Here is a 13102-nt window from a genome sequence, read left to right on the forward strand (position 1 = left end):
TAAGATTCTTAAACTTAGGCGAATTCTAGGGGCTGGAGGTCATAAACACAGTGTATATTGCAAGCGTTAATCGAAGATGCCCGCACTTTGGCGAGTCGTTTAAGCAATAAGCGGGTTTTCAGAGGTGAAATACAGTACTAAAACGGGAAATTGCTCCCAAATCGGCGCAACTCAATGCAGTCGGTTATCACCATTATCAATCGATTCTATAAACTGATTCCGTTTTCCTAGTCATTATCAGGTAAATGCTTGAGTGCTAATCTACTGGTGTTTGAAATCGAAACGTTTATACATTGAAGCGTTGATGCTTCCCATAAGGCAATAAGTGCTGGCATTTATTTTGGCTGAATGATGCCTCGCTAGAAATATTGTTACCGCGCGTTGACAACGTTCAGCTAACGTTAGATTACTTTATTTTATCACTTGGAGAGACGAGCATGAGTAAAACAGTTTTAGTAACAGGCGCAACAGACGGAATTGGCTTTGAAACGGCAAAAATGTTGTTATCTGCTGGTCATACAGTGCTATTACACGGTCGCAATAATCGTAAGTTGCAAGATGCACAGGCCGCATTAACCTCTGCAACAGGCAGTGATAAAACAGAATGTTATTTGGCCGATTTGTCCGACGTTAGCCAAGTTATCCAATTGGCCGATGCAATTAAAGAAAAGCACAAGGTGCTTGATGCGCTAATTAATAATGCAGGTGTATTTAAAGTACCATCTGTCATAACGGCTGATGAACTCGACGTGCGGTTTGTGGTTAATACGATAGCCCCTTATGTACTAACGAAGGCATTGCTTCCTATTCTCGCTAAAAACGCTCGTGTGGTGAATGTGTCTTCGGCAGCTCAAGCGCCTGTGAGTCTGGCGGCATTAGCGGGCAATCAATCGATAAGCGACTCGCAAGCCTACGCCCAAAGTAAACTTGCGCTAACCATGTGGTCGCGTCAGTTAGGATTATCGTTCGCGCAGGAAGGACCAGTGATTGTTGCAGTAAACCCCAAATCCCTGCTCGGCAGCAAGATGGTAAAAGATGCCTATGGCATGGCGGGCAGTGATTTGCGTGTAGGTGCAGATATTTTATGTCGCGGTGCGTTATCTGAAGAGTTTTCACAGGCCTCTGGTCAATATTATGACAATGATATTGAGCAATTCGCTCAACCACATCGTGACGCCCTAGATGAGCAAAAAACGCAAAAAATAGTGGCCGCCATGGATGACATTATTCAGCGTATTACCTCTAAGTAAAGGAGTCTTCATCGAATTAACTCTATGTGGCAGCGACTTAACCATGCTGCCTATTATCAAATTGGCTATGATCAAATTGCCCGTGTTCAGATTGTCCATTATGTACGGCTGCAGTGGATATTACCCGAGTGAGAGTTTTCAGTAACATGTGTGCACCGTTAAAAAGTGCATTTGCAGGGCCAGCCACAGTATTCATGAACCCCTAAGGCGGGCTAGTCTTTTAAGCGTAATAGATTGTTATACTGATCTGGTTTCAGATAAATGGTTTCTCAGGTAAGCGCTTAGCAATTAAAACGTTTAGTGATATGTGTTTAGTCAAACGGAATTAAACAGGGGGGATACAAGAAGTACCTGAAACAGGTACTTCCTAATTAGCGTGCTCGATAAGCCTCTTATTTACTTTCCTCGAGTATCCGCTGATAGAGTAGGTCTTTCAACATTGCGCGATCGTGCTTCATCTGGTGCATTGCCTCGTCATCGATAGGAGCGTCTTTAAGTTCTAACACGCGTATTTCTTTATCTAATTCGTCGTACTGCTTTGCCTTCTCAGCAAATTTGGCATCATTTTTATTGAGTGCTGAGATGACTTCTCTGTACTCAGGGAAATCGCTATTAAGTGAGTGATTTTCGCCTAACATATTGACTCCTTATTTTATGAATAAACTGACATATACAATCAGCATTGAATTTCAATCGACGCTGGTAACATTTCAACGCGAAGCGTGTTCAATCAAACTGTTAACGCCACCACCAAAAGACATAGGGACGATAGGGCCGTTTGTCAATCATTGGCACAGGAAATAACTATCGCGCACTGCAAATGCTATTGCTGTGAACATTGTGAGTTACTACTTTTGCAACGCTCGCTCCCAATAAGGGGTTTGCCCATAATATGCCAAGAAGAAATCAATGAAAGCGCGCACCTTTGGCGCTAACTGGCGATTACTCGGGTAAACTGCCCAAATCGCCGTTTTGGATACCATGGGGTAATCTTCTAACACTTGAACTAATTGCCCAGATTGCAAAGCCTGATAGACACACCAGATAGATGACATAACAAGGCCTGAGCCTTCAATGGCAGCGTCTCGTACTGCCTCACCATTATCAATACGGATTCTACCCGTTGCTTTAATACTCACCGAGCCTTTATCTGTTTCAAAATCCCAAGTGTCTAACCCCATTAGATTAACGCACTGATGTGCGTCTATATCTTGAGGGATTTTAGGGGCGCCATGGCTTTTTATGTACTTTGGCGAAGCGCAAATAATACGGCGATCTGGCGCGAGTTTGCGTGCAAACAAATTTGAGTCTTTTAAAGCAGCATCACGTATCGCAATATCAAAGCCACCTTCAACTAAATCGACTATCGAGTCGTTAAAGCGAAAATCCACTGATAAATCTGGATAGCGCGCTAAAAATTCATCCAATGCGGGAACAATATGCATCCGCCCGAAAGAGGCCGGAGCCGTGACTCTCAACACACCTTTTGGGTTGTGCTCTCCATCTCCCACAGAAGCCCGCGCGGTTTCTATATTCGTGAGTATTTCTTCTGCATGAGGTAAAAACGCTTCACCTTCTTCAGTTAATGACACCTTGCGGGTGGTTCGATGTACAAGGCGAACACCTAAGTTATCTTCAAGTTTGCTTATATAAGCGCTTGCTACGGCAGGTGATAAGTCCTGTTCTTGGCCCGCTGCACTGATGTTGCAGGTTCTGGCGATACGCACGAAAAGCTTGAGGTGTTCAATATTCATTCTATTATCAACTAAATCTAAAAACTGATTGTATCCATTGCCCGATTATCACTACAAAGTGAAGTGGTTACAATGCACATTATTAATCAATAAAAAGGCCCTTGTGATGAAAGCGATGATTGTAAATGAATTTGGTGATTCCAGTGTTTTTACGCCAACCGAGATAGCCAAGCCTGAAATTAAGCCTGACCACGTGCTAGTGCGTGTTGCCGCCAGCAGCGTTAATACAGTTGACATGATGATTAGGCAGATGGGCCCAGACTTGCCATTGTCGCCACCTGCTCCAGCCATATTAGGCATGGATTTCGCGGGTACCATCGAAGCAGTAGGCGAAGGAGTCACGGATTTCACCGTGGGTGATGAAGTATACGGCTGCGCTGGTGGGCTAGCCGATTTACAGGGTACTCTTGCCGAATACATGCTTGCTGACGCAAAACTAATCGCGACTAAGCCTAAAAATTTATCGATTCGTGAAGCCGCTGCATTGCCTTTAGTTGCCATCACTGCCTACGAAGGCCTAAAACGCGCACAGGTTAAAGAAGGTCAAAACGTCTTGGTTCATGGTGGTTCTGGCGGTGTGGGTCACATCGCATTGCAACTGGCCCGTTACTTCGGTGCTAACGTTTTTTCAACGGGGGGCGGAGATGCGCAAACTGCACTGATTGAAGAATTGGGCGCGACCAGCATTAATTACAAAACAGAAACGGTTGCTGATTATGTACAAAAGCACACCCAAGGTACTGGTTTTGACGTCATCTTTGATTCAGTCGGTGGCGAAAACCTACTGAACTCTTTTGAAGCGGCTGCGTTAAATGGACAAATTGCCACAACAGTATCGTTGCTTGAACTTGACCTATCAGGCGCGCATTTCAAAGGGTTATCATTACACGTGGTGTTTATGCTTATTCCGATGCTGCACGACCACAAACGTGAAGTGCACGGACAAATTTTAACAGAATTAGCAGATATCATTGAAGCAGGTCATTTACGGCCGATACTAGATGATCTGACATTCAGCCTCGAAGACGTGAGCAAAGCGCACGATCGTTTAGCCAGTGGTCAAGGGCTAGGTAAAGTCGTTATCGATATTGAATAAAGTTGAGTACATACTGCGTTACTAGCGCGATGCGCTAGTTTTGGGGCCAATTCGGCCCCTTTTTTATTTCTCTTTTTTCTGTTATTGGGTTTTCACTTTTAGCCTTTCAAATGATGCCTTACCCAATCTTACGATGTGTCATTCACATTCAGCAGAACTGGTGAGAAAACACTATTAGTCGTTTTAAAAGTATAAATCCAAGCTGATCCACAAGCATTGATTGTTTATGTGCCTAATATCAGCGAAAATAGCGCGCAATGACGATTAACAAGACGGATTTGACGATTGAAGCGCTATCGATGGCTTCTACCTGTGCATGCAAAACCGTGAAAACACGAGAAGATTTTATTAGATGTCGAACGCTTTAGTCCCGCAAGAAGTCTCACGCAGACGTACTTTTGCTATTATTTCTCACCCGGATGCGGGTAAAACCACCATTACAGAAAAAGTATTATTGTTCGGAAATGCCTTACAACGTGCCGGTACCGTTAAAGGTAAGAAGTCTGGACAGCATGCTAAGTCTGACTGGATGGAGATGGAAAAAGAAAGGGGCATCTCTGTCACTACGTCCGTGATGCAATTTCCTTATTCTGATTGCTTGGTGAATTTGCTTGACACCCCAGGTCACGAAGATTTCTCAGAAGATACCTACCGTACACTAACCGCTGTTGATTCCTGCTTGATGGTAATTGATGCTGCTAAAGGGGTAGAGGCACGTACGATTAAGTTGATGGAAGTCACTCGCTTGCGCGATACGCCGATCATCACCTTTATGAACAAGCTCGACCGCGATACGCGTGATCCTATCGACTTATTGGACGAAGTGGAAAGCGTACTGAATATCAAATGCGCTCCCATCACTTGGCCTATTGGAATGGGTAAAGAATTTAAAGGTGTGTACCATTTGTTGCGTGATGAAACCATTCTGTACAGTACGGGGCAAGGCCATACCATTCAGGAAAAACGCGTTATCAAAGGGTTAGATAACCCAGAACTTGATACTGCCATAGGCGATTACGCAGAAGAGTTGCGTGATATGCTGGATTTGGTTAAAGGTGCATCTCACGAGTTCAATCATGAAGAATTTATTGCCGGTGAATTAACCCCTGTATTCTTTGGTACAGCGATGGGTAATTTTGGTGTGGATCACATGCTAGATGGTCTGGTTGATTGGGCTCCTTCTCCGCAAGGACGTGAAACTGACCAAGGTAAAGTGGAAGCAAAAGACGAAAAATTCAGTGGTTTCGTGTTTAAAATACAGGCCAATATGGATCCCAAGCATCGAGATCGTATTGCGTTTTGCCGGATCGTGTCAGGTAAATATCAAAAGGGTATGAAAATGCATCAAAGCCGTATCGGTAAAGATGTGCGTATTTCTGATGCCTTAACGTTTTTAGCGGGCGACCGAGAGCTTCTTGAAGAAGCATACGCGGGCGATATCATTGGTTTACATAATCATGGCTCTATTCAAATTGGCGATACCTTTACTTCAGGTGACAAGTTCCGTTTTGCCGGCATCCCTAATTTCGCTCCAGAGTTATTCAAGCGAATTCGTCTGCGCGATCCGCTTAAGCAAAAGCAATTACTTAAGGGCTTGATCCAGTTATCTGAAGAAGGTGCGGTGCAAGTATTTAGACCATTGCAAAACAACGATTTGATTGTGGGCGCCGTAGGTGTGTTGCAGTTCGATGTGGTGGTTGCACGACTTAAAGGCGAATACAATGTTGATGCTATGTATGAGCATATTAATGTGGCGACAGCTCGCTGGATTTATGGCAAAGACGAGCGAAAAGTGGATGAGTTTAGGCGTAAAGCTGAAGCCAATTTAGCCCTCGATGGTGGTGACAATCTAACTTACATCGCTCCGACTATGGTCAACTTGTCGTTAGCCCAAGAGCGGTACCCAGAGATTGAGTTCCATCAAACTCGCGAGCATTAATGGTTCGGGGCAATTCGCCCCGCCAATTTGCACATCTTCTATGTGTTTAACAAATACGATTACTGGCTTTACATTATGAATTTACACACACTTTTATTGAATAAATTTCGCACAGCGTTAGTTGCTATCGGTGCGCCTGAAAACTCACCTGCACCTCTTAGCCGTGCGACCAAAGTCGGCTTCGGCGATTATCAATTTAACGGCGCTATGGCGTTAGCCAAAGTACTTAAGCAAAAGCCTCGGGATATTGCGGAAAAAATAGTAGAAGCCGTTGAGCTTGATGGCATTGCGGAAAAACTAGAAGTTGCTGGCCCAGGTTTTATTAATATTTACTTGAGCAAAGAATGGCTCGCCGCGCAGCTGTCACACGCCGCGGCAGACCCGCGCTTAAACATTGAATCCCAACCGACTAAAACGGTGGTCGTGGATTACTCTTCGCCTAATTTAGCTAAAGAGATGCACGTAGGCCATTTACGTACCACCATCATTGGTGATGCCGTCGTCAAAGCGCTCGAATTTATGGGTCACAAGGTTATTCGCCAAAATCACATGGGGGATTGGGGCACGCAATTTGGTATGTTGCTGGCGCATCTAAACGATAAGCTTGAATCGAATCAGGTCGCTGAAACAGCACTTTCAGATTTAGAAGACTTCTATCGTGAAGCAAAAGTACGTTTTGATGAGGAAGAGGGATTTGCTGATCGCGCCCGCGAGTACGTGGTTAAACTTCAAGGCGGCGACAGTCATTGCCTAGCACTTTGGCAAAACTTTATTGATGTGTCGATTACCCACAGTGAAGAGGTTTACCACAAGCTCAATGTGAGCTTAACCCGTGACGACATTATGGGTGAAAGTGCCTACAACCACGACTTGGCCAACGTAGTAAGCGAACTGCAAGCCAAAGGCTTAGCGGTTGAAAGCCAAGGCGCACAAGTGGTGTTTTTACCTGAATTAGCCGATAAGGAAGGCAACCCTGCTGCCTATATCGTGCAAAAATCTGGTGGCGGATACTTGTACGCCACTACAGATTTGGCCGCTATCCGCCACCGTAACAAGCAGTTACACGCAGATCGCACGCTGATCTTGACCGACGCGCGCCAAGCATTGCACTTCAAACAAACCGAATTGGTTGCCCGTAAAGCAGGCTTTATTGAGCCAGAGCAAACCTATGAGCACTGCCCATTTGGGATGATGCTAGGCAATGACGGTCGTCCGTTTAAAACACGTACAGGCGGAACGGTGAAACTGGTTGAACTGCTAGATGAAGCGGTTGAGCGTGCTGAAACGTTATTGAGTAAACGTGAGACTGATTTATCCAGTGATGAGCTAAAAGTACTGGCCAATAAGATTGGTATTGGTGCGGTGAAGTATGCTGATTTAAGTAAAAACCGCACTACTGATTACATGTTTAGCTGGGACAGCATGCTTAGTTTTGAAGGCAATACAGCGCCATATTTGCAGTACGCGTATACTCGCGTGATGAGTATTTTCCGTAAGGCAGGAGTTGATCACCAAACCTTAAATGCACCGATTTCACTCGATGCCCCTCAAGAAAAAATCCTTGCAGTAAAGCAATTACAATATGTTGAGGCCATCAATCAGGTCATTGCAGAGGGCACCCCTCATGTCTTGTGTACGTACCTGTACGAGCTTGCTAGCTTGTTTATGAGCTTTTACGAAGCCTGCCCGATGTTAAAAGACGGCATTGAACAAGACGTGCGCGATAGTCGAATGACACTTGCGGCCTTAACGGCTAAAACCTTGCAATCGGGGTTAAGTTTGCTGGGTATCGATACGATGGAGCGCATGTAACACAGTCGCTTTAACGGCATTAAAATGCAAACACCCGCTTTTTAGCGGGTGTTTTTGTTTGTGGTGATGGCGGCAGTCATGGCTGGCGGACATTGATTTTTAGTTCATCGCCCTTGACGTCTGTCATTAATACAGAAAATCCGGTAAAATCCGCCGCCATTCAATCGCTATGATAATGTTAAGGTTTATGTTCGAAATCAATCCAATATTAAATACTATCAGTGACGTAAAGCAGCGCAGTGCATCGCTTCGGGGGTACCTTTGACTATGATCAAAAGAATGAACGCCTTGAAGAAGTTAACCGCGAATTAGAAAGCCCTGATGTATGGAATGAGCCGGAACGTGCTCAGGCCCTTGGTAAGGAAAAAGTTGCCTTAGAGCAAGTGGTAGAAACCATTGTTTTTCTTGAGCAGGGTTGTGTTGAGGTTGAAGAGCTACTTGAACTGGCGGTAGAGGAAAGCGATCAAGAAACCCTAGACGAAGCTGAAAAAGACTTAGCCGAGTTGGTATCTAGACTTGAAACCTTAGAGTTTCGTCGTATGTTTAGCGGCCCGAATGACGCTAATGATGGCTATATTGACATCCAGTCAGGCTCGGGCGGCACAGAAGCGCAAGATTGGGCCAGTATGTTGCTGCGCATGTATCTTCGCTGGGGTGAAGCGCATGGCTTTAAGACTGAGTTGATTGAAGTTTCTGATGGGGATGTTGCCGGTATTAAAAGTGCAACCATTCGCTTTGAAGGTGAATATGCTTTCGGTTGGCTGCGCACCGAAACGGGTGTACATCGTTTGGTACGAAAGTCCCCATTTGATTCGGGGAGTCGTCGCCATACCTCATTTGCTTCTGTGTTTGCTTACCCAGAAATTGATGATGATATTGAGATAGACATCGACCCGTCTGATTTGCGTATTGATACGTATCGCGCCTCTGGTGCAGGTGGTCAGCACGTAAACAGAACCGATTCTGCGGTACGTATTACTCACGAACCGACGAATATTGTGGTGCAGTGTCAAAATGACCGTTCACAACATAAAAACAAAGCCCAAGCCATGAAACAGCTAAAAGCCAAGCTGTATGAATTCGAGATGCAAAAGCAGAACGAAGAGAAGCAAACCATGGAAGACAGTAAGTCTGATATCGGTTGGGGTAGCCAAATTCGTTCCTACGTGCTGGACGATTCACGGATTAAAGACTTACGTACCGGTGTTGAAACACGCAATACCCAAGCCGTATTAGACGGCGATTTAGACAAATTTATACAAGCCAGCTTAAAGTCTGGTCTGTAAGTAACCCACATTAATATACAGCTACTAGAAATCAGGAAAGTCGATGACTGAACAGCAACAAGATGAAAACAAGCTCATAGCTGAGCGCCGGGCTAAACTTTCACAGATCCGTGAAAATTGTAAATCGAACGGCTTCCCTAATACCTTCCGCCGTGAATTTTACAGCGAAGATCTTCAAGCTGAATTTGGTGAGCACGAGAAGGCAGCCCTAGAAGAACTCGGTAAAGTGGTCAGCATTGCTGGGCGTATTCTTGCTAAACGTGGTCCATTTCTGTTGTTACAAGACATGACGGGTCGTATTCAAGCGTACGCCTCAAAAGACACGCAAAAAGACATTAAAGCACGTTACACCAGTTTAGATATTGGTGACATCATTGGTGTTAAAGGTGAGCTACACAAGTCGGGTAAAGGCGACTTGTACGTCAACATGAACGAATATCAATTGTTGACGAAGTCACTGCGTCCGTTGCCTGAAAAGTTCCATGGCCTTGCTGACCAAGAAACAAAGTATCGCCAGCGTTATGTTGATTTGATCACTAATCAACAAACCCGCGAGACCTTTATGATCCGTAGCAAAATTGTCACCGGTATTCGCAATTTCCTAAGTGAGCGTAAGTTCATGGAAGTCGAAACGCCTATGCTACAAGTGATCCCAGGTGGCGCCACGGCAAAACCGTTCAACACGCATCACAATGCTTTAGACATTGACATGTACTTGCGTATCGCCCCTGAGCTTTACTTAAAGCGCTTAGTGGTAGGTGGGTTTGAGCGTGTGTTTGAAATAAACCGTAACTTCCGTAACGAAGGCTTATCAACACGTCATAACCCTGAGTTCACTATGCTTGAGTTCTACCAAGCTTATGCTGACTATCAAGACTTGATGAACCTCACAGAAGAAATGCTGCGTACCGTTGCACAAGATGTATTAGGTACCGCCATCGTTAAGAACACCATCAAAGATACTGAAGGTAACGTAGTCGAAGAGAAAACTTATGACTTTGGCCAGCCTTTCCAACGTTTAACCATGAGTGAAGCGGTCATTAAATACTGGCCTGAAGCAAATGTAGCTGCTATCAACGATCCTGAAGCGCACCTCGATGAGCTAAAAGCCATGGCGAAACAGCTGCACATTAAAGAGCCAGAAGTGGATGGCATTTGGGGTGCTGGTAAGTACTTATGTGAAATTTTTGAAGCAACCGCAGAAGAACAACTTGATCAGCCTACTTTCATTACTGCTTATCCTTGGGAAGTGTCGCCTTTAGCGCGTCGTAACGATGACAATCATTTCGTAACTGACCGTTTTGAGTTCTTCGTAGGCGGCCGTGAATTAGCCAATGGTTTCTCTGAGTTGAATGACTCTGAAGATCAAGAAGCGCGTTTCCGTAAACAAGTAGCTGAGAAAGATGCAGGCGATGATGAAGCCATGCACTTCGATGACGACTATATTCGTGCTCTTGAATATGGTTTACCGCCAACAGCGGGCGAGGGCATTGGTATCGACCGTTTGGTGATGTTATTCACTGACAGCCCGACGATTAAAGACGTGATCTTGTTTCCGCACATGAAACCAGAAGTCAGTGGCGACAAGGCTGAATAATCAGCCAATAAGTTCAGAATAAAAAAGAGCGCTTTTAAGCGCTCTTTTTGTCTTTGGGGACTGAAGAAATGCTGCGCTAAAGTAGCTCTCGCTCTTTTAAAACACTGGGCTCCTTTATAGCTAATACTTAATCTTACCGTTTGAGCGCAAAGGCTCTATGCTAAGGCGTTTATTTTGTTAACCAACTCAGTATTAAATGGCGCGTCTAATCCCTGTTTTTGGGCTTCCTGGCATATGTACCCGTTGATAAAAGCAATTTCGCTTAGACGATGATGAGCAATATCTTGATACATAGATGAGTAGTTTTCAGCGGTGGCGTTAGCCACATCAAGCACCTTTTCAACCAGTTCACTTTCATCTGCATGAAATCCACTTGCTGTCATCACGCTTACTGTTTCAGCACAAATTCTTTCAATATCAGCGCGGTATTTCAACTCGGTTAACTGACCATTTTTGACCCTGTGAATGGCAGTCAATGGGTTGATTGCTGCATTAATCGCAAGCTTGTCCCACAGGGCTTGTTCGATGCTTTGGTGCCAGGTGCATGGGCCTAAAAGACGGTTTAATATGTTGTGGATTTTTTCAGAGTCAGTCGCTTCTGAATGTTGTAGATAGCCTAAATGACAAACTCCCAACCCCGTTTCAGTCACACTCTGCGCATCTGGCTTATAGGCAGCGTGACTAGTGGTTGCTGCGATAATTGGATTATAAGGCAGCAGTGCTTTTGCACTCTCAATCACCCCCATACCATTGTGCAGCAACACAATCGTTTGCACAGGTGTTAAATCTGCTTGCAACTGCTTGAGCGCATCCTCTACCTGATAGGCCTTTACCGGAATAATCAGCAGATTAAATTCGTTCAGGCTGGAGCGTGCAAATGAGTCGATGTTAATTTGATGGACCCGATGCTCAATGTCGGTTGCGGTAAGTGTAAAGTGCTGCTGGGAGCGCATGAAGACACCAACATCTTGCTGTATTTGATAACATTTAAGCATCAGTAAATTACCGATAGCGCCATTACCCAAAATCGCCACTTTCATTGATAGGTTCCTCTATTTCATTTACTGGCGGCAGTTGGTTTTGTTTTCGGCCAAGATAGTAACCATGGCTCAATATACTCTTGCATAGCCACTTGGCAGTCTTCGTTGGTAAAAAGCTCGCCGCTGGAGGGGAGGCAGGTAAGCTGTATCAGTTGCCCTTGGTATTCGAAGCGCAAGCAATAAGCATGTAGGTAGGTCCTATCTTGCTCAGTGCCCTTATATAAAGCATCACCTAAAATGGGGCAGCCTAAGCTTTTTAGCATGACACGCAACTGGTGGGTTTTGCCCGTTAACGGTTTTAGCAAGAAGAGACGAATACCCGCTGAAGCGCTTTTACTGAAAAACTGTGTGGTCGCTATCCCAGCACCGTCTTGACTGAACGCCCACTTCCCATCGCGAATTTTCTTCATAGCACCGCTGATGGTGCCCTGCTTTTTTTTGGGTTTTGAGCCACCTAAGGCGAGGTAATACTTTTCAATTGCACGTGTTTCGAACAGTTTGCCCAGTGTGCTTGCTGCTTGAGCATGCTTGGCCAAAATCAGTAAACCTGACGTCACTTTGTCTAAGCGGTGTACCAGCCAGAGTTTGTCGACTGCTTGCTGAGCGCAAACCACAGGCAGGATACCTTGGGCGTCCAATTCATTTTGAACGCTTATTCCATGGGGCTTGTCGATAACAAAAAAATCAGGGTGATCTAAAACAACACGAATAGACGTGGCAGGGGAGCTATTCAAGTAAGGCAATCGCCGCGGGGTAATCAAGATCATCAATGGCATCTCGCAGTGCAACCTGACCTGCGGCATCTAAAGCGCAATCGCGAATATATTGATCGAGTTTGCTGGGGGTAATAAATTCGTTTCTATTGAGCGCTGTTAATAAGTCTTGCTTACCTTGGGCATTGACCACACCTGAGGTTTCTACTGATGCAGTGCCCGCTGCGTCCTGCGATGCGGCTACGTATTCATTGATACACGTTAATGTTTCACGAAGCACTGTATTGTATGTGGTGCAATCTAAGGCTTGATCTTCCTCATTCTTGATTTGAGCTTCAAAATCACGGCTCGCCTGATGCAGCGCCGACATGCCCAAATTACCACTAACGCCCTTTATGGTGTGAACCAGTTGTCGAACCGAGTCTAAATTTTGTAAGCGAATATCACTGACAAGCGTGTTTTCAGCATCAGAATATTGCTCGTTAAATTTACCAAGCATTTTAACCAATAGGCTCTGATTGCCGCTAAACTGGCGCAGTGCAAAGTCTACGTCGAAAATTACGGGTTCTTGATTCATGTACAGGATCCTTTGAGCGGGCGGTAACATCGCGCGTT

Annotated in this window: 11 protein-coding genes; 6 read left to right on the plus strand and 5 right to left on the minus strand. The window is 45.0% G+C overall.

Translation table 11 applies throughout. The annotated features are described in order from the left end of the window. Positions 1 to 437 precede the first annotated feature (437 nt). Positions 438 to 1250: an SDR family NAD(P)-dependent oxidoreductase gene (locus PATL_RS06930; RefSeq protein WP_011574199.1), complete on the plus strand. Its 813-nt coding sequence runs from the start codon at positions 438 to 440 to the stop codon at positions 1248 to 1250. A 392-nt stretch (positions 1251 to 1642) separates the two neighbouring features. Here PATL_RS06930 and PATL_RS06935 read toward each other — a convergent pair whose 3' ends face one another. Both PATL_RS06935 and PATL_RS06940 read right to left on the minus strand, forming a co-directional pair. Beyond that, a complete protein-coding gene (locus PATL_RS06935) occupies positions 1643 to 1888 on the minus strand; it encodes a YdcH family protein (protein ID WP_011574200.1) in 246 nt (81 codons plus the stop codon). Positions 1889 to 2098: 210 nt separating this feature from the next. Further along, the gene (locus PATL_RS06940) at positions 2099 to 3004 is read right to left on the minus strand and encodes a LysR family transcriptional regulator (protein WP_011574201.1); all 906 of its coding nucleotides are present in this window, start codon (positions 3002 to 3004) and stop codon (positions 2099 to 2101) included. 106 nt (positions 3005 to 3110) lie between these two features. Here PATL_RS06940 and PATL_RS06945 point away from each other — a divergent pair, with 106 nt between their 5' ends. The 5 genes from PATL_RS06945 to lysS all read left to right on the plus strand — a co-directional run bounded on the left by PATL_RS06945 (position 3111) and on the right by lysS (position 10734). After that, positions 3111 to 4100 (plus strand): zinc-dependent alcohol dehydrogenase family protein, encoded by a 990-nt coding sequence (locus PATL_RS06945; RefSeq protein ID WP_041713475.1) that lies wholly within the window; start codon positions 3111 to 3113, stop codon positions 4098 to 4100. 352 nt (positions 4101 to 4452) lie between these two features. After that, on the plus strand, positions 4453 to 6039 hold the full coding sequence (gene prfC / locus PATL_RS06950; RefSeq protein ID WP_011574203.1) for a peptide chain release factor 3: 1587 nt from the start codon (positions 4453 to 4455) through the stop codon (positions 6037 to 6039). Between the two features lie 75 nt (positions 6040 to 6114). Beyond that, the gene (gene argS / locus PATL_RS06955; protein WP_011574204.1) at positions 6115 to 7851 is read left to right on the plus strand and encodes an arginine--tRNA ligase; all 1737 of its coding nucleotides are present in this window, start codon (positions 6115 to 6117) and stop codon (positions 7849 to 7851) included. Positions 7852 to 8038: 187 nt separating this feature from the next. Continuing rightward, positions 8039 to 9137 (plus strand): peptide chain release factor 2 gene (prfB, locus tag PATL_RS06960; protein WP_157043400.1). Its coding sequence is split into 2 segments (ribosomal slippage): positions 8039 to 8113 and positions 8115 to 9137, totalling 1098 coding nucleotides; the frame shifts between segments, so codons are not numbered across the junction. Positions 9138 to 9180: 43 nt separating this feature from the next. Further along, positions 9181 to 10734 carry a lysine--tRNA ligase gene (gene lysS / locus PATL_RS06965; RefSeq protein WP_011574206.1) on the plus strand — a complete coding sequence of 518 codons (1554 nt, stop codon included), beginning with the start codon at positions 9181 to 9183 and terminating at the stop codon, positions 10732 to 10734. Between the two features lie 155 nt (positions 10735 to 10889). On the opposite strand, the gene PATL_RS06970 is transcribed toward lysS, so the two are convergent. From PATL_RS06970 to PATL_RS06980, 3 genes are read right to left on the minus strand one after another with little or no spacing between them, the layout of a single operon-like run. Beyond that, the gene (locus tag PATL_RS06970) at positions 10890 to 11774 is read right to left on the minus strand and encodes a ketopantoate reductase family protein (RefSeq protein WP_011574207.1); all 885 of its coding nucleotides are present in this window, start codon (positions 11772 to 11774) and stop codon (positions 10890 to 10892) included. Positions 11775 to 11791: 17 nt separating this feature from the next. Next, the gene (locus PATL_RS06975) at positions 11792 to 12508 is read right to left on the minus strand and encodes a TIGR01621 family pseudouridine synthase (protein WP_011574208.1); all 717 of its coding nucleotides are present in this window, start codon (positions 12506 to 12508) and stop codon (positions 11792 to 11794) included. After that, on the minus strand, positions 12501 to 13064 hold the full coding sequence (locus PATL_RS06980; RefSeq protein WP_011574209.1) for an Hpt domain-containing protein: 564 nt from the start codon (positions 13062 to 13064) through the stop codon (positions 12501 to 12503). The genes PATL_RS06975 and PATL_RS06980 overlap by 8 nt, the downstream gene beginning before the upstream one ends. Positions 13065 to 13102: the final 38 nt, after the last annotated feature.

This window comes from Paraglaciecola sp. T6c (genome assembly GCF_000014225.1).
GTDB lineage: Bacteria > Pseudomonadota > Gammaproteobacteria > Enterobacterales > Alteromonadaceae > Paraglaciecola > Paraglaciecola atlantica_A.

What these genes read in the sequence shown, in the direction of transcription:
- prfC (WP_011574203.1), top strand. Translation starts at nt 4,453, where the DNA reads ATGTCGAACGCTTTAGTCCCGCAAGAAGTCTCACGCAGACGTACTTTT.
- argS (WP_011574204.1), top strand. Translation starts at nt 6,115, where the DNA reads ATGAATTTACACACACTTTTATTGAATAAATTTCGCACAGCGTTAGTT.
- PATL_RS06935 (WP_011574200.1), bottom strand. Translation starts at nt 1,888, where the DNA reads ATGTTAGGCGAAAATCACTCACTTAATAGCGATTTCCCTGAGTACAGA.
- PATL_RS06940 (WP_011574201.1), bottom strand. Translation starts at nt 3,004, where the DNA reads ATGAATATTGAACACCTCAAGCTTTTCGTGCGTATCGCCAGAACCTGC.
- PATL_RS06980 (WP_011574209.1), bottom strand. Translation starts at nt 13,064, where the DNA reads ATGAATCAAGAACCCGTAATTTTCGACGTAGACTTTGCACTGCGCCAG.
- PATL_RS06945 (WP_041713475.1), top strand. Translation starts at nt 3,111, where the DNA reads ATGAAAGCGATGATTGTAAATGAATTTGGTGATTCCAGTGTTTTTACG.
- PATL_RS06970 (WP_011574207.1), bottom strand. Translation starts at nt 11,774, where the DNA reads ATGAAAGTGGCGATTTTGGGTAATGGCGCTATCGGTAATTTACTGATG.
- PATL_RS06930 (WP_011574199.1), top strand. Translation starts at nt 438, where the DNA reads ATGAGTAAAACAGTTTTAGTAACAGGCGCAACAGACGGAATTGGCTTT.
- lysS (WP_011574206.1), top strand. Translation starts at nt 9,181, where the DNA reads ATGACTGAACAGCAACAAGATGAAAACAAGCTCATAGCTGAGCGCCGG.